This window comes from Paracoccus sp. S4493 (genome assembly GCF_000967735.1).
In the GTDB taxonomy this organism is placed as follows: Bacteria; Pseudomonadota; Alphaproteobacteria; order Rhodobacterales; family Rhodobacteraceae; genus Paracoccus; species Paracoccus marcusii.
On sequence record NZ_JXYF01000022.1, the window covers coordinates 36529 to 51857 of the forward strand.

Below are 15329 nucleotides of genomic sequence, written 5' to 3' on the forward strand. Positions count from 1 at the left end.
ACCTCTTAGAGCGGGCCTTCAGAACGGCCGCACCACGTTGCCGCTGTAGAAATAGACGCCCATGCCGGCGGCGAACAGCACGTTCCCGGCCACCGCGTGCAGCGCCCAGGCCGCCGGAAAGCCGTGCCGCAGATAGGCGCGGGCAAAGAACCAGCCGCCCACGAAGGTCATGATCGCCACGATCCAGGACCAGTACATCAGATGCGCGAACGAAAAGATGGCCGCGTTCAGCGCGATGGCCGCCCGCCCCTGGGGCAGGATCGCGCCGTAGCGGTGAAAGAACAGCGGTCGGAAGATCAGCTCCTGCGGCAGCGCCGACAGGATCGGATAGAAGGTCCAGATGACCAGCAGGAATTCGGGCCGGTTGCGGGGGATCGAGAACAGCGCTTCGGGGCGCATCCAGACCAGGATCAGCCAGCCCGCCGCCAGCGTCGCCAGCGCGATGCCCGCCAGCTCCTGCCAGGGCATCCGCCGCCAGCCCCGCACCAGCACGCGCCAGCGGAACCCGCCGGTGATCCACAGCAGCGCCATTCCGGCCAAGCTGAACACCGCCAGCGCGGTGAACAGCTGATCGGGCGGCAGGAACAGTGCGATGGCCAGCGGCGCCCCGACATAGAGCGCCGCGAACTCGACCTGCAGCCAGCGCCGCGGGGCTAGCGAACCAGACGCGCCTGCAACCATCGCGCCCAATCCGCAGCAGAGCCCGCAAAGGCGTTGATGTCCGTGTCCCCGCGGATGCCCGGAACGATGCCCGTGCCGGTATACTGCCAGAACGTCCAGCGCTGGCCCGGATAGGTGACACTGGGATGATCCGCGACCGAGCGCAGCCAGAACTCGGCGTTCATGCGGCCCATCTGGTTCTCGCGATAGAAATCGACGGTGGTGTAGATGATCGGGCGCTGGCCGTAATGACGGCCGACGATCTGCATGAAGACCTCGGCCTCGCGCAGGACCTCGGCGGCCGGGGGGCGGCGGGGGCAGTTGCGCGAATTGGTCCATTCCATGTCCAGCACGGGCGGCAGCGATCCGGCCTCGCGCGGGACGTTCTGGATGTACCAATAGGCGTTCTCGGCGCCAGATCGGCAGAAATAGTAGAAATGATAGGCGCCCCGCGGGATCCGGGCCTGCGCGGCCTCGTACCAGTAGCGGCGGAAGTTCGGGTCGGCGTGATCGCCTCCCTCGGTCGCCTTGATGAAGGCGAAGCTGATGCCCGCGCCGCGCACCCGGTTCCAGTCGATGTCCCCCTGCCAGCGCGAGATATCGATGCCGTGCACCGCATGCCCATAGGGCGCGCCGTTGCGCCACTGGTGCGGCGCGCGGTCGCCCAGCTGCGGGTTCGCCCCGGGTCCGGGCGCGACCTGGTAGCCACCGGGCGCCTGCCCCCGCGGCGGCGTCCGTCCGCAGGAGACGGCGAATGTCACCACCGCCAACCCCAGCAACAGCTTTGTCAGAAATTTCATGCCTGCCCCTTCTTCTGTCCGAAGATACCGCCCGCGGCGCTTTGCGCGCCATTCTGTGGCCGTTATCTCAAACCCGTGAGGCAATGTCATCGGCCCAAGCCGGTCACGGTTGCGTCAGAAGAACGCCCGGACCATTTCGGGTCCGGGCGCGGGGAATGCGGGATGTGGGCGCGGCTCAGTTCGCGGGGGCGGGGGCGTCGTCGCCTGCGGGCCGGTCGGCGGTGCCGGTGGGGGCGGTCGTGGCGTCGGCCGGGGTATCCGCGCCGGGCGTGGTGGGTTCGCCGACATCCTCGCCCAGACCCTCGGCATCGCTGATCGGCGTGTCGGCGGGCGGGGCGGTCGTAGCGATGCCGTCTTCCTGCTCGTCCACGCCGGGCGTGAAGACGAAGAACACCAGTGCCGCCACGACCAGCGCGACGATGATGGCGATGATCGCGGGCTTGTGGTTGCGCGCGGCTTTTTCCGGCTCGTGGTTGTGGGACATGGGATCACTTTCCTGTTGGACTCGCAAGGAAACGTGGCCGGGGGTGGGCGGTTCCGCAACAGCTTGGCAAACCCCGCGCCCGTCTGCCATGAAGGCCCGACACACGCCCCGATCAGGACCCGCGCCGATGACCGATCCCACGCTCCCCCCCGGACTAGTCGCGGACGGACCTGCGACAGCACGCCGCGCCTTCGTCACCCTGGTCAGCAATGCCGCCTACCTGCCCGGCGCCGAGGCGCTCCTGCGTTCCCTCAGGCTGACCGGGACCTCCGCCGATCTGGCGGTGATGCACCGCGGCCTCGATGCGGATGCGCAGGCCCGCCTGTCGGCGCTTGGGGCCAGGCTGATCCGCGCCGACCTGCTGCCCACGTCGGACGCCTTCGACCAGGCCCACGCCCGCGACGCGCTGCATGCACGGGCCGCATTCCTCAAGGGCGGAAAGCCGGATTTCCATACCCCCTTGGACAATTTCATCAAGCTGCGGCTGTGGCAGCTGGACTACGACGCCTGCGTCTTCATCGACGCCGACGCGATCGTGCTGCGCCCGGTCGACAAGCTGTTCGATTTCCCGGAATTCTGCGCCGCGCCCAACGTCTATGACGGGCTGGACGGGTTCGGCCGGATGAATTCGGGCGTCTTCACCGCACGCCCCGATCCCGCGACCTTCGCCGCGATGATGGCCCGTCTGGACCGGCCGGGCGCCTTCTGGCGGCGCACGGACCAGACCTTCCTGCAAGAGTACTTTCCCGACTGGCAGGGGCTGTCGATCCACCATAACCTGCTGCAATACGTCTGGACGCACATGCCGCAGCTTTGGGACTGGACCCAGATCCGCATCCTGCATTTCCAGTACGAAAAGCCGTGGCAGGATCACCCCAAGGCCGACAGTCTGCACCCGCTGATCGACCTCTGGCGCCAGATCGCGGCAGGCGGACCCCTGCCCGACCTGAACGCCCTGCCCGGCCCGCCCGTCTGATGCGCGTGGCCCTGACCGGCGCGTCCGGGGTCGTCGGTCGCTATGCCGCGCGCGCCCTGGGCCGGGCGGGCCACGACGTCACGCCCCTGGACCGGGCCCATGGTTGGGCGTTGGGCGACCCTGCGCCGCTGCAGGGCCATGACGCCCTGATCCACTGTGCCTTCGCCCACGCGCCGGGCCGCTATCGCGGCGGAGAGGGTGATGACCCCGCGGCCTTCATCGCTGCCAACCTGGACGGCACGCGTGCCCTGTTCGATCAAGCCGTGCGGCAGGGGGTGGGGCGGGTGCTGTTCCTGTCCTCGCGCGCGGTGCATGACGGTCATCCGCCGGGGATGCGCCTGCCCGACGACCTGCCCGCCGCGCCGACCACGCTCTACGGCCAGGTCAAGGCCGGGGCAGAGGCGTGTCTGGCATCGCTGCCGCTGGCCGGCTGCGCGATCCGCGCGACCGGCGTCTATGGTCCCGGCCCCGCGCATAAATGGCGGACGTTGTTCGCCGACTACCTGTCCGGTCGCCCCATCGACTCGCGCATCGCGACCGAGGTCCACGCTGCCGACCTCGCCCGGGCGCTGGTCCTGCTTCTGTCGACGGGGGTGCTGCCATCCACTGTCAATTGCAGTGATCTTGTGTTGGATCATCACGACCTGCTGGCGATCGTCCGCGACGCCACCGGCAGCCGTCACCCGTTGCCCCCGCGCGCCGATGTGTCACGCCTGCGCGTACCGGACTGCACGGCACTGATCGGCGCCGGATGGCAACCCGGGGGTGATCGCCTGCTGCGCCACACAATCCGTCGATTGCTGCGGGACTAGGTCACGGATCAGCGACGCCTTCGGGGGGTCCGGGGGGCAGCGCCCCCCGGCGTCGCGGGACGCAATCAGCCTCGCCGGATCGACGCCATGCCCAGCACCCGCGCCCGCTTGCGCGGATCGCTGTCGAACAGCGCCGCCAGCTGCTCGGTGATCGCCCCGGCCAACTGCTCCGCATCGGTGATCGTCACGGCCCGCTGGTAATAGCGGGTGACGTCATGGCCGATGCCGATCGCCAGCAGCTCGACGGCGCGGCGCTTCTCGACCATGGCGATCACGTCGCGCAGGTGGCGTTCCAGGAAGTTGGCAGGGTTGACCGACAGGGTGCTGTCATCGACCGGCGCGCCATCCGAGATCACCATCAGGATCTTGCGTGCCTCGGGGCGGCGGGTCAGGCGCTTGTGCGCCCATTCCAGCGCCTCGCCGTCGATGTTCTCCTTCAGCAGCCCCTCCTTCATCATCAGCCCCAGATTGGGACGGACGCGGCGCCAGGGCGCGTCGGCGGACTTGTAGACGATGTGGCGCAGGTCGTTCAGGCGGCCGGGCTGGGCCGGACGGCCCGCGGCCAGCCACGCCTCGCGCGACTGCCCGCCCTTCCAGGCGCGCGTGGTAAAGCCCAGGATCTCGACCTTGACGTTGCACCGCTCCAGCGTGCGGGCCAGCACGTCGGCGCAGATCGCCGCGATGCTGATCGGACGCCCGCGCATCGACCCGGAATTGTCGATCAGCAGCGTGACGACCGTGTCGCGGAACTCGGTGTCCTTCTCGATCTTGAAGGACAGCGGCATGGTCGGGTTTGCCACCACGCGGGCCAGGCGGCCGGCGTCCAGGACGCCCTCCTCCTTGTCGAACTCCCAGCTGCGGTTCTGCTGGGCCTGCAGGCGGCGCTGCAGCTTGTTGGCCAGGCGGCTGACGGCCCCGCGCAGGGGCTCCAGCTGCTTGTCCAGATAGGCGCGCAGGCGCTCCAGCTCGGCGATGTCGGCCAGATCCTCCGCGCGGATCTCCTCGTCCCAGGTCTGGGCAAAGACGCGGTAATCGGGGCTGGCCTCGCTGACCGGGGGCGGCAGGTCGGGCGGGCTGTCCTGATCGGGCATCTCCGCCTCGTCCGCCATCTCGTCCTCGGCGGTGTCGTCCATGCCGACCTGGGCCTGGCGCTTGTCCTGGGTCTGCTCCTGGCTGCGCTCGGGGCTGGCGTCGCTCTCCTCGCTGTCGTCCTGATCCTGCGATTCGCTGTCGCCGGATTCCTCGTCCTGCTCGGCGTTCTCGTCGCTGTCATCATCCTCGGGCTGATCCGGATCCTCGCCCAGCTGGTCGCCATAGCCCAGGTCGGTGATGATCCGCCGCGACAGCCGAGAGAACGCGGCCTGATCCGCCAGCGCGTCGTTCACGTCCGCCAGCGCTCCCGAGGCCTGGCTCTCGACAAAGGGCCGCCACAGGTCGGCGACATGCTGCGCGCCCGCAGGCAGCGCCCGCCCGGTCGCCGCCTGGCGCAGGATGTAACCCGCCGCCACCGACAGCGGCGCATCGGCCGGGGCCTTGATCTGGGCATAGCCCTTCTTGTCGGCCTCGGCGCCGATCTTGGCGTCGATGTTGGACAGCGCCCCCGGCATGTCCCGCGCACCAAGCGCCTCGCAGCGCGCGGTTTCCAGCGCCTCGTACAGCTCGCGGGCCATCGGGCCAGCGGGGGAATAGCGGGCATGGGTGCCCGCATCGTGGTGGCGCATCCGCATGGCCAGCGCGTCGGCCGTGCCGCGCGCCAACAGCACCTCGTCGCGGCCCATGCGGCGGCTGATCTGCGGCAGGCGCATCGTGTCGCCCGCAACCCCGGCCGGGTCCGCGCTGAAGGTCACGTTCAGTTCGTGTTCGCCCGCCAGCGCGCGCGTCGCCTCGGTCAGGGCCTTCTTGAACGGGTCGGCGGGGTTGTCGGATTTCTTCATCTGCGGATGGCCCCCTTGGCCGCGCGGGCCTCAGCCCGCCTTGGCGGCTGCGCTTTCCGGCAATTCCTCGTCGAACAGGCGCTGATAGAACTCTGCTACGGTCTGACGCTCCAACTCGTCGCATTTGTTCAGGAAGGTCAGGCGGAACGCGTATCCCACGTTGTCAAAGATGCGCGCGTTCTGCGCCCAGGAAATGACCGTGCGCGGGCTCATGACGGTGGACAGGTCGCCCTGCATGAAGGCGGTCCGCGTCAGGTCGGCCAGCGTCACCATCTGGTTGATGGTCTTGCGGCCCTTCTCGGTGTTGTAATGCGGCACCTTGGCCAGCACGATCGCGGCCTCGGCGTCGTGACGCAGATAGTTCAGCGTCGCGACCAGCGACCAGCGGTCCATCTGGCCCTGGTTGATCTGCTGGGTGCCATGGTAGAGGCCGGTCGTGTCGCCCAGGCCCACGGTGTTGGCGGTGGCGAACAGGCGGAAATAGGGGTTCGGCGTGATGACCTCGTTCTGGTCCAGAAGCGTCAGCTTGCCATCGGCCTCCAGTACGCGCTGGATCACGAACATCACGTCCGCGCGGCCCGCGTCGTATTCGTCAAAGACGATCGCGGTCGGGTTCCTCAGCGCCCAAGGCAGGATGCCCTCGTGGAACACGGTGACCTGCTTGCCGTCGACCAGCTTGATCGCGTCCTTGCCGATCAGGTCGATCCGGCTGACATGGCTGTCCAGGTTCACGCGCACGCAGGGCCAGTTCAGGCGCGCCGCGATCTGTTCGATATGGGTGGACTTGCCCGTCCCGTGATAGCCCTGGACCATGACGCGGCGGTTGTAGGCAAAGCCTGCCAGGATCGCCATCGTCGTGTCGGGATCGAACTTGTAGGTGCTGTCGATCTCGGGGACGCGATCCGTGCGGTCGGCAAAGCCCTTGACCTTCATGTCGCTGTCCAGACCGAACACCTCGCGCAGGTCGATCTCTTCGGTGGGTTTCGCGTTCATGTCCAGCATCGGCCCTAGCCCTTTCCATCACATCGGCGCATTGATCGCGCATTCGAGCAACGGGTGCAAGGCACGGCGCGGGCGGCCGCCACCCCGTGCGCGCGTTGACGCGCGAGGGTGTGCTTCATAAGGTGCCCACAACCCTTGGAAGGATGCCCCGGTTTTGACAGACGCACGCCGTTCCGAACTGGAAACCCTGATCGCCCGTACCGCCATGGGTGATCGCGACGCCTTTGACCGCCTGTACGACGCGACATCGGCCAAGCTGCACGCCGTGTGCCTGTCCGTTCTCAAGGACCGCCCCGAGGCCGAGGAGACCCTGCAGGAGGTCTATATCCGCGTGTGGCAAAGCGCCGCGCGCTATGCCTCGAACGGGCTGTCGCCGATGACCTGGCTGATCACCATCGCCCGCAACCGGTCCATCGACAGGCTGCGCGCCCGCGGATCACGACCGGTGACCGCGCCCGAAGATGCCGCGGCCTTCGTCGCCTGCAGCGCGCCGGGTCCCGAATCGGCGACGATCATGGCCCAGGAACGCCGCATGCTGGACGACTGCCTGGCCAGGCTGGCCGAGGCGCAGGCGGGCGCCGTGCGTGCCGTCTACCTCGAGGGGGTCAGCTATGCCGACCTGGCCGCGCGCGAGGGGCTGCCCATCAACACCGTGCGCAGCTGGCTGCGCCGCAGCCTGCTGCGACTGAAGGATTGCGTAAGCCAATGACCGACGACGCCCCGCTGACCCCGTCCCAGGAAGACCAGGCGCTGGCGGCCGAGCTGGCGCTTGGCCTCTTGGACGGACCCGAGGCCGCCGCCGCGACGGCCCGCATGTCCACCGACCCGGATTTCGCCCGCATCGTCCACGACTGGTACGAACGCATGGCCGGCATCGCCGAGGCGCTGACCCCGGTCATGGCCCCTGCCCGCGCTCGCCAAGCGATCCGCGAACGGTTGGGCCACGTCACCCCGCCCCTGGCCAACGACCCGACCGAACGGCGGGCCTGGTGGCGCGGTCCGATGGGCGCGCTGGCCGGATTGCTGGTCGTTGCCGCGACCGCCGCATTCCTGTGGCTGCCCGGGCTGCAGCAGCCCGCGGCGCCCGCCTATCAGGCACAGCTTGCGACCCAGGATCAGGCCCTGCGCGTCGCTGCTCGCATCAACGGGCGCGACATGGAGATCGCGCTGGAAAGCGGCACCGCCCCCGATGACCGCGACTGGGAGATCTGGTGGGTGAAACCCGACGGCTCGGCCCCGGTATCGATCGGGCTGGTCCCGCGCGACGGCACCCTGCGCATGACACTGCCGGACGGGCTGGACCCCTCGGCCGACATCCAGATCGCGCTGTCGGACGAACCGGCGGGCGGATCGCCGACCGGCCAGGCGACCGGGCCGGTCGTGGCCATCGCGCCGCTCACGTCCTTGTGATCGCGGATTGACCGGGGGGTTGCGCAACTAACCCGCGCCTGCCGCGTGTTTGGGACTGTCGGGCGCAGAAATGCCGCCCAGAACCAAAACCGGAGGAAGTCCATGACCACCCGCTTTACCAAAGTCGGCGCTTCGATCATCGCTGCCACCATCGCGCTTGGCGCACCGGCCTTTGCCCAGAACACCATGGTGGGCGGCGCCGAGATGTTCCCGAACCGCAACATCGTCGAAAACGCCGTGAACTCGGCCGACCACACCACGCTGGTCGCCGCCGTGCAGGCCGCAGGCCTGGTCGAGACGCTGTCGGGCCCCGGCCCCTTCACCGTCTTCGCCCCCACCAACGCGGCCTTCGAAAAGCTGCCCGACGGCACCGTCGAGGACCTGCTGAAGCCCGAGAGCCTGCAGACCCTGCAGACCATCCTGACATGCCACGTCGTCCCGACCGAGGCGATGTCGTCCGCCGTGGGCCGCATGATCCAGCAGGGCGGCGGTTCGGCCGCGCTGGAGACCGTGGGTGGCTGCTCGCTGACCGCCAGCATCCGCACCAGCGACAACGCCCTGCAGATCACCGACGAGAACGGCAACGTCGCCACCGTGCTGATCCCCGACGTGGACCAGTCGAACGGCGTGATCCACTCGATCGACACCGTGCTGCTGCCGGCGTCCTAAGACGCCCCGCAGGACCTGCCGTCCCCCGACAGGCAGGTCATGGCCCGCGCAGTCCCCTCTGCGCGGGCCTTTTTGCATGCCGATCCGTGGGTGATGGTGAAACCGCTTGCCTCGACGCGCGTTGCCGGGTGCTGATGGGCTGCGGCACGGCGCCGCATCGGGCCAATTTCCGAAGGGACACTGCATGAGCGGGTTGATCGCGCTTCTTGACGACGTAGCGGCAATTTCAAAGGTGGCGGCGGCATCGATCGACGACGTGGCGGGCCAGGCGGCCAAGGCGGGCGCCAAGGCCGCGGGCGCGGTCATCGACGACGCGGCGGTGACGCCGAAATACGTCCACGGCTTCGACGCCAGCCGCGAGATCCCCATCGTCTGGAAGATCGCCCGCGGATCGCTGTTCAACAAGCTGGTGATCCTGCTGCCGGTCGCGCTGCTGCTGTCGGCCTTTGCGCCTTGGGCCATTCCGCCCCTGCTGATGCTGGGCGGCGCCTATCTGTGCTACGAGGGCGCGCACAAGGTCGCGCACCTGTTCCACAAGACCGACACCCATGACAGCGAAAAGCACACCCATCCCGACACCGACGGTGCCGCGCTGGAGGAGGCCCGCGTCGCAGGCGCCATCAAGACCGACTTCATCCTGTCGGCCGAGATCATGACAATCGCCCTGTCCACCATCCCGACCGACGACAGCCTGCTGATGAAGGCCGTCATCCTTGCGCTGGTCGCCGTGGCGATCACCGTCGCGGTCTATGGGTTCGTGGCGCTGGTGGTGAAGGCCGACGATGTCGGGGTGCACCTGGCACAGCGCCGCACCGGCGCCGTCGCCGCCCTGGGCCGCGGCATCGTCAAGGTCATGCCCGGCTTCATGAAGACGCTGACCGTGGTCGGCACCGCCGCGATGATCTGGGTCGGCGGGCAGATCATCGTGCACGGCCTGGAGCAACTGGGCTGGGGCGCGCCCTATCACCTGATCCATGACTGGGCCGAGGCCGCCGCCGCCGCCGTGCCCGCCGCCCCCGGCGTGGTCGCATGGGTCGTCACCGCCTTCTGCGACGGCGTCATCGGCCTGATCCTGGGACTGGCCCTGCTGCCGGTGGCGACCAAGGTCATCAACCCGATCATCGGCGCGGTGATGGGGGCATTCGCGCAACTTCGTAAAAAACCGAACGCCAACGAAACCCGTTGACCCAAACCTCCCGACGTCACAAGACTGTCACATGAGCGTTGCGATGCTGTCGTGAACCGCCGATAGGCGGGGTCAGCATCGCAACTCTGTAAGGGAGGGAAGACAACATGATCCGATACGGAACCGCATCCGCGGTGGCGCTGGTGGCGTCGCTGACTGCCGCGCAGGCAGAAACGAACATCGAATGGTGGCACGCCATGGGCGGCGAGCTGGGCGCGAAGCTGGAGGAGATCGCCCAAGGCTTCAACGACAGCCAGGACGAATACACCGTCACCCCCGCCTACAAGGGCACCTACCCCGAGACGATGACCGCCGCGATCGCCGCGTTCCGCGCGAACCAGCAGCCCGCCATCGTCCAGGTGTTCGAGGTCGGCACCGGCACCATGATGGCCGCCCAAGGCGCCATCGTCCCGGTCCACGAACTGATGGAGCAGCACGGCCAGGCCTTCGACCAGGCGGCGTTCCTGCCGGCCGTCGTCGGCTATTACACCGATTCCGACGGCAACATGCTGTCGATGCCCTTCAACAGCTCGACCCCGATCCTGTACTACAACAAGACCGTGTTCGAGAAGGCGGGCCTGGACCCGAACACTCCTCCCAAGACCTGGGCCGAGCTGGAGCAGTTCAGCAAGCAGATCATGGAATCGGGCGCCGCGACCTGCGGTTTCACCACGCAATGGATCAGCTGGATCCAGACCGAGAACCTGTCGGCCTGGCACAACCAGCCGATCGGCACGCTGGAGAACGGCATGGGTGGCCTTGATGCGCGCCTGTCGCTGAACGGGGCCGTTCAGGTCAAGCACTGGGAGAACCTCAAGCGCTGGTCCGACGAGGGCATCTTCAAGTACGGTGGCCCGGTGGGCGCCGACAATGCGGGGCCGATGCTGTACTCGCAGGAATGCGCGATGCTGATGGGCAGCTCGGGCAGCCGTGCCGGCGTCATCGCCAACTCGACCGCGTACGAGGTCGGCTATGGCATGCTGCCCTATTACGACGACGTCGAGGGCGCGCCGCAGAACTCGATCATCGGGGGCGCCTCGCTGTGGGTGCTGTCGGGCAAGACGGACGAGGAATATGCGGCCACCGCCGCATTCCTGGAATACCTGACCCAGCCCGAGGTGCAGGCCGATTGGGCGTCCTTCACCGGCTACCTGCCCATCACCGCCGCCGCGCGTGAGCAGATGGCCGGCTATTATGCCGAGAACCCCGGCGCCGACACCGGCATCAACCAGATCACCCTGAACGAGCCGACCGAGAACTCCAAGGGTCTGCGCTTTGGCAGCTATGTCCAGATCCGCGGCATCATCGACGAGGAGTTCGAGCAGCTGCTGTCGGGCGACAAGGACGCGCAGGGCGCGCTGGACGCGGTCGTCAGCCGCGGCGACGCGCTGCTGGAAGAGTTCCAGGCGCAGAACCAGTAACCGCCCCACCCCATTCGGCCGGGGCCGCGCATCACGCGCGGCCCCGGTCTTTTCCCGTTTTCGCCCAAGGTCCCGCGATGAAGCGCACCATTTTCCGAAACCAGCTGCTGCCATGGTTGCTGCTGGCCCCCCAGCTGATCATCACCTTCATCTTTTTCCTGTGGCCCGCCGGTCAGGCCATCCGTCAAAGCTTTCTGCGCGAGGATGCCTTCGGCACCCGGACGACCTTTGTAGGGCTGGAGAATTTCGCCCGCCTGTGGGGCAGCCCCGAATATCTCAACAGTCTGCAGGTGACAGCGGTCTTCGCCATCTCGGTCACGGTGCTGTCGATGGGGCTGTCGCTGCTGCTGGCGATCGCGGTGGACCGGATGATCCGCAGCACGCGTGTCTATACGACGCTGCTGGTCTGGCCCTATGCGGTGGCGCCTGCGGTCGCGGGCATCCTGTGGTGGTTCATCTTCAACCCGACCATCGGCATCATGCCCTATCTGCTGGGGGGCTTGGGCTATGACTGGAACCACATCCAGGACAAGGGCGACGCCATGACGCTGGTCGTCATCGCCAGCGCGTGGAAACAGATCAGCTACAACTTCCTGTTCTTCCTGGCAGGGCTGCAGGCGATCCCGGCCAGCCTGCGCGAGGCCGCGGCCATCGACGGGGCGGGTCCGGTGCGGCGGTTCTTCGACATCACCTTTCCGCTGCTGTCGCCGACGACGTTCTTCCTGCTGGTGGTCAACATCGTCTATGCGATGTTCGACACGTTCGGCGTGATCGACGCCACGACCGAGGGCGGCCCGGCACAGGCCACCAACATCATGGTCTACAAGGTCTATTTCGACGGCTTCGTCGGGCAGAACCTGGGCTCGTCCGCCGCGCAGTCGGTGGTCCTGATGGCGCTGGTCCTGGTGCTGACGGTGATCCAGTTCCGGTTCGTTGAGAAGAAGGTGGCCTACTGATGATCGAGAACCGTCCCTTCCTGAACCTGGCCGCCCACCTGACGCTGATCCTGGGCGTCTGCGTCGTGGCGCTGCCGGTCTGGGTGGCCTTCGTGGCCTCGACCCACAGCGCGACCGCCTTCATGTCGGGCACCATCCCGATGTGGCCGGGCGACCAGATGATCCAGAACTACAGCCAGATGCTGGGCGCGGGCGTGTCCACCAGCGGCACGCCCCCGGTCGGCGTGATGATGTTGAACAGCCTGATCATGGCGCTGGCCATCGCCATCGGCAAGATAGTCATCTCGGTCCTGTCGGCCTTCGCGGTGGTCTATTTCCGCTTTCCGCTGCGCGGCCTGGCCTTCTGGTGCATCTTCATCACGCTGATGCTGCCGGTCGAGGTGCGCATCGTGCCCACCTTCCAGGTGGTCGCCGATCTGGGCATGCTGAACAGCTATGCCGGCCTGTCGATCCCGCTGATCGCGTCGGCCACGGCCACGTTCCTGTTTCGCCAGGTCTTCCTGACCATCCCGGACGAGCTGACCGAGGCCGCCCGCATCGACGGCGCCGGGCCCATGAAGTTCTTTCGCGACATCCTGCTGCCTTTGTCGCGCACCAATATCGCAGCCCTGTTCGTGATCCTGTTCATCTATGGCTGGAACCAGTATCTCTGGCCGCTGCTGATCACGACCAGTTCGGATTATTACACCATCGTTGCGGGGATCAAGCGCATGGCGGATGCCGTGGACGGTCTGCCGCAATGGCACCTGGTCATGGCGACCGCGATGCTGGCGATGATCCCACCCGTGATCGTGGTGGTCGCCATGCAGCGCCTGTTCGTCAAAGGTCTTGTCGAGACGGAGAAATAAGATGGCATCCATCACCCTCAACAATGTCGGCAAGGTCTATGCCGGCGGCGCCCGCGCCGTGGGCGGCGTCAATATCGACATCGCGGATGGCGAATTCCTGGTCCTGGTCGGCCCGTCGGGCTGCGGAAAATCCACCCTGCTGCGCATGGTCGCGGGGCTGGAGAGCATCACCGAGGGCGAGGTCCGCATCGGCGACCGCGTGGTCAACGAGATCGAGCCCGCCGATCGCGACATCGCCATGGTGTTCCAGAACTATGCCCTGTACCCGCACATGTCGGTGCGCCAGAACCTGGCATACGGCCTGAAGAACCGCGGCACCCCCAAGGCCGAGATCGAGCGGCGCGTGGGAATCGCCTCGGACATCCTGCAGATCGGCCCGTTCCTGGACCGCAAGCCGCGCGCCCTTTCGGGCGGCCAGCGTCAGCGCGTCGCCATGGGCCGCGCCATCGTGCGCGAACCGGCCGCGTTTCTCTTCGACGAGCCGCTGTCGAACCTGGACGCGAAACTGCGCGTCGCCATGCGCCTTGAGATCAAGGAGCTGCAGAAGCGCCTGCGCACGACCTCGATCTATGTGACCCACGACCAGTTGGAGGCGATGACGCTGGCCGACCGGCTGGTGGTGCTGAACGGCGGGCAGATCGAACAGATCGGCACGCCACTGGAGGTCTATCGCCGCCCGGCATCGGCCTTCGTCGCCAGCTTCATCGGCAGTCCGGCCATGAACCTGATCGAGGCCAGCGCCGTCCCGCACCTGCCCGGAACCGGGCATGCGGGCCATGTGGGCATCCGCCCCGAGGATCTGAGCGTCACCGCCGACGGCCCGATCGAGATGTCGGTGCTGGCGGTCGAGGAACTGGGCGCGCAGCGGCTGGTCCACGGCAAGACCGGCGATGCCCGCATCACCATCACCCTGCCGTCCGATGCCCCCCTGTCCGATCACATGCGCCTGTCCTATCGCCCCGGCGGGCTGCACCTGTTTGACAAGGTCAGCGGCAAGCGCATGGACTGACTAGAATGAAACGTGAACATCCGACCCTTGCGGGTCGGGCGTTCCGTGCTACCTTGGGGTGAACCAACGCGGAAAGGTCGCCCCATGTGCCTGTCGTTCGGCTGCTCTCACCACAATCCCATCGCCTGCATCGTGCCGCCCTATATGCTGCGGGTGCTGGCGCTGCGGGGTGACCCCGCGACGGCGGACATGGCGCGCACGCTGCTGCGCCATGACGAACAGCTGCGCGAGGAGCGCGCGGCCTGGGCCAGCCTGCCGCCCGCGCTGCAGGGCATCGTCCCCGATCCCGAGCTGTGCTGCCCCGACCGCCGCATCCATGACGGCGAATTCCGCGCCGCCCTTCCCGGCCGCCTGGTCCGGGCCGAAGGCGACGCGCCGTCCGGCATCGCGGATGCCGACCTGGCCTATGACAGCGCCGGCCAGGTCTTCGCGATGTTCGCCGAGGAATACGGCCGCAATTCGCTGGACGGACGCGGCATGCCGCTGGTGGCGACGGTCCAGCACCGCCGCAACTACAACAACGCCTTCTGGGACGGGCAGCAGATGGCCTATGGCACGGGCGACGGCAAGATCTTCCGGACCTTCCTGCAGCTGTCGGTCATCGCGCATGAGATGACCCATGGTGTCATCCAGCATTCCGGCGGGCTGATCTACGAGAACCAGTCCGGTGCGCTGAACGAACATGTGGCCGACGTCTTCGGCGCGCTGGCCGAACAGCGCGTGCTTGGCCAGACCGCGCATCAGGCCGACTGGCTGATCGGGCGCGGCATCCTGGGCGCGGGCATCAACGGCGTGGCGCTGCGCAGCATGAAGGCACCGGGCACGGCCTATGCCGACGACCTGCTGGGCACCGACCCCCAGCCCTGGCACATGGATCAGTTCAACACCACGACCGACGACAATGGCGGCGTGCACATCAATTCGGGCATTCCGAACCACGCCTTCTACCTGTTCTGCAGCTATCTGGGCGGCAACGCGTGGGAGCTGCCGGGCCGCATCTGGTACCGGACGCTGCAGGACCTGAACAACCCGATGGCCAGCTTTTCCGACTTTGCCGACCAGACCCTGCGCAGCGCGGCGGCACTGGCGGGCGCGGGCAGCCAACAGGCGCTGCTGCTGCGGCGCGCGTGGAAACTTGTGGGAATCGCGGTCTGATCCTATG

General features: G+C 67.5%; 16 protein-coding genes. 11 read left to right on the top strand and 5 right to left on the bottom strand.

Features of this window, described 5'->3' with window-relative positions:
- Window positions 1-18: 18 nt before the first annotated feature.
- The 3 genes from TW83_RS04690 to TW83_RS04700 all read right to left on the bottom strand — a co-directional run bounded on the left by TW83_RS04690 (window position 19) and on the right by TW83_RS04700 (window position 1944).
- A complete protein-coding gene (locus TW83_RS04690; protein WP_045981609.1) occupies window positions 19-681 on the bottom strand; it encodes a CPBP family intramembrane glutamic endopeptidase in 663 nt (220 codons plus the stop codon).
- Entirely contained in the window at window positions 654-1460 is an 807-nt protein-coding gene (locus TW83_RS04695) for a GH25 family lysozyme (RefSeq protein WP_139598450.1), read from the bottom strand. Before TW83_RS04695 ends, TW83_RS04690 begins: the two co-directional genes overlap by 28 nt.
- A 175-nt stretch (window positions 1461-1635) precedes the next feature.
- Complete coding sequence (locus TW83_RS04700) at window positions 1636-1944, bottom strand: tripartite tricarboxylate transporter TctB family protein (RefSeq protein WP_045981610.1); 309 nt, start codon at window positions 1942-1944, stop codon at window positions 1636-1638.
- A 127-nt stretch (window positions 1945-2071) separates the two neighbouring features.
- Here TW83_RS04700 and TW83_RS04705 point away from each other — a divergent pair, with 127 nt between their 5' ends.
- Together TW83_RS04705 and TW83_RS04710 are read left to right on the top strand one after the other, a co-directional pair.
- Complete coding sequence (locus TW83_RS04705) at window positions 2072-2920, top strand: glycosyl transferase (protein ID WP_045981611.1); 849 nt, start codon at window positions 2072-2074, stop codon at window positions 2918-2920.
- The gene (locus TW83_RS04710) at window positions 2920-3732 is read left to right on the top strand and encodes an NAD(P)-dependent oxidoreductase (RefSeq protein WP_045981612.1); all 813 of its coding nucleotides are present in this window, start codon (window positions 2920-2922) and stop codon (window positions 3730-3732) included. The genes TW83_RS04705 and TW83_RS04710 overlap by 1 nt, the downstream gene beginning before the upstream one ends.
- Before the next feature lie 65 nt (window positions 3733-3797).
- On the opposite strand, the gene cobT is transcribed toward TW83_RS04710, so the two are convergent.
- Window positions 3798-5666, bottom strand: a complete 1869-nt coding sequence (gene cobT / locus TW83_RS04715; RefSeq protein WP_045981613.1) for a cobaltochelatase subunit CobT — start codon at window positions 5664-5666, stop codon at window positions 3798-3800.
- A gap of 30 nt (window positions 5667-5696) precedes the next feature.
- Entirely contained in the window at window positions 5697-6668 is a 972-nt protein-coding gene (gene cobS / locus TW83_RS04720) for a cobaltochelatase subunit CobS (RefSeq protein WP_045981614.1), read from the bottom strand.
- Between the two features lie 154 nt (window positions 6669-6822).
- On the opposite strand from cobS, the gene TW83_RS04725 reads away from it, so the two are divergent.
- The 9 genes from TW83_RS04725 to TW83_RS04765 all read left to right on the top strand — a co-directional run bounded on the left by TW83_RS04725 (window position 6823) and on the right by TW83_RS04765 (window position 15322).
- Window positions 6823-7377, top strand: coding sequence for a sigma-70 family RNA polymerase sigma factor (locus TW83_RS04725; protein WP_045981615.1), 555 nt, complete (start codon window positions 6823-6825; stop codon window positions 7375-7377).
- Complete coding sequence (locus TW83_RS04730; RefSeq protein ID WP_045981616.1) at window positions 7374-8078, top strand: anti-sigma factor; 705 nt, start codon at window positions 7374-7376, stop codon at window positions 8076-8078. Before TW83_RS04725 ends, TW83_RS04730 begins: the two co-directional genes overlap by 4 nt.
- Before the next feature lie 102 nt (window positions 8079-8180).
- On the top strand, window positions 8181-8747 hold the full coding sequence (locus TW83_RS04735; protein ID WP_045981617.1) for a fasciclin domain-containing protein: 567 nt from the start codon (window positions 8181-8183) through the stop codon (window positions 8745-8747).
- Between the two features lie 184 nt (window positions 8748-8931).
- Window positions 8932-9933 carry a DUF808 domain-containing protein gene (locus tag TW83_RS04740; protein ID WP_045981618.1) on the top strand — a complete coding sequence of 334 codons (1002 nt, stop codon included), beginning with the start codon at window positions 8932-8934 and terminating at the stop codon, window positions 9931-9933.
- Window positions 9934-10040: 107 nt separating this feature from the next.
- A complete protein-coding gene (gene ugpB, locus TW83_RS04745) occupies window positions 10041-11354 on the top strand; it encodes a sn-glycerol-3-phosphate ABC transporter substrate-binding protein UgpB (RefSeq protein ID WP_045981619.1) in 1314 nt (437 codons plus the stop codon).
- Window positions 11355-11431: 77 nt separating this feature from the next.
- Window positions 11432-12310 (top strand): sn-glycerol-3-phosphate ABC transporter permease UgpA, encoded by an 879-nt coding sequence (ugpA, locus tag TW83_RS04750; RefSeq protein ID WP_045981620.1) that lies wholly within the window; start codon window positions 11432-11434, stop codon window positions 12308-12310.
- Entirely contained in the window at window positions 12310-13158 is an 849-nt protein-coding gene (gene ugpE / locus TW83_RS04755; protein WP_045981621.1) for a sn-glycerol-3-phosphate ABC transporter permease UgpE, read from the top strand. Before ugpA ends, ugpE begins: the two co-directional genes overlap by 1 nt.
- A gap of 1 nt (window position 13159) precedes the next feature.
- Window positions 13160-14167: a sn-glycerol-3-phosphate import ATP-binding protein UgpC gene (locus TW83_RS04760; protein ID WP_045981622.1), complete on the top strand. Its 1008-nt coding sequence runs from the start codon at window positions 13160-13162 to the stop codon at window positions 14165-14167.
- A gap of 84 nt (window positions 14168-14251) precedes the next feature.
- Window positions 14252-15322: a M4 family metallopeptidase gene (locus TW83_RS04765; protein WP_045981623.1), complete on the top strand. Its 1071-nt coding sequence runs from the start codon at window positions 14252-14254 to the stop codon at window positions 15320-15322.
- Window positions 15323-15329: the final 7 nt, after the last annotated feature.

What these genes read in the sequence shown, in the direction of transcription:
- TW83_RS04690 (WP_045981609.1), bottom strand. Translation starts at nt 681, where the DNA reads ATGGTTGCAGGCGCGTCTGGTTCGCTAGCCCCGCGGCGCTGGCTGCAG.
- TW83_RS04695 (WP_139598450.1), bottom strand. Translation starts at nt 1,460, where the DNA reads ATGAAATTTCTGACAAAGCTGTTGCTGGGGTTGGCGGTGGTGACATTC.
- TW83_RS04700 (WP_045981610.1), bottom strand. Translation starts at nt 1,944, where the DNA reads ATGTCCCACAACCACGAGCCGGAAAAAGCCGCGCGCAACCACAAGCCC.
- TW83_RS04705 (WP_045981611.1), top strand. Translation starts at nt 2,072, where the DNA reads ATGACCGATCCCACGCTCCCCCCCGGACTAGTCGCGGACGGACCTGCG.
- TW83_RS04710 (WP_045981612.1), top strand. Translation starts at nt 2,920, where the DNA reads ATGCGCGTGGCCCTGACCGGCGCGTCCGGGGTCGTCGGTCGCTATGCC.
- cobT (WP_045981613.1), bottom strand. Translation starts at nt 5,666, where the DNA reads ATGAAGAAATCCGACAACCCCGCCGACCCGTTCAAGAAGGCCCTGACC.
- cobS (WP_045981614.1), bottom strand. Translation starts at nt 6,668, where the DNA reads ATGCTGGACATGAACGCGAAACCCACCGAAGAGATCGACCTGCGCGAG.
- TW83_RS04730 (WP_045981616.1), top strand. Translation starts at nt 7,374, where the DNA reads ATGACCGACGACGCCCCGCTGACCCCGTCCCAGGAAGACCAGGCGCTG.
- TW83_RS04735 (WP_045981617.1), top strand. Translation starts at nt 8,181, where the DNA reads ATGACCACCCGCTTTACCAAAGTCGGCGCTTCGATCATCGCTGCCACC.
- TW83_RS04740 (WP_045981618.1), top strand. Translation starts at nt 8,932, where the DNA reads ATGAGCGGGTTGATCGCGCTTCTTGACGACGTAGCGGCAATTTCAAAG.
- ugpB (WP_045981619.1), top strand. Translation starts at nt 10,041, where the DNA reads ATGATCCGATACGGAACCGCATCCGCGGTGGCGCTGGTGGCGTCGCTG.
- ugpA (WP_045981620.1), top strand. Translation starts at nt 11,432, where the DNA reads ATGAAGCGCACCATTTTCCGAAACCAGCTGCTGCCATGGTTGCTGCTG.
- ugpE (WP_045981621.1), top strand. Translation starts at nt 12,310, where the DNA reads ATGATCGAGAACCGTCCCTTCCTGAACCTGGCCGCCCACCTGACGCTG.
- TW83_RS04760 (WP_045981622.1), top strand. Translation starts at nt 13,160, where the DNA reads ATGGCATCCATCACCCTCAACAATGTCGGCAAGGTCTATGCCGGCGGC.
- TW83_RS04765 (WP_045981623.1), top strand. Translation starts at nt 14,252, where the DNA reads ATGTGCCTGTCGTTCGGCTGCTCTCACCACAATCCCATCGCCTGCATC.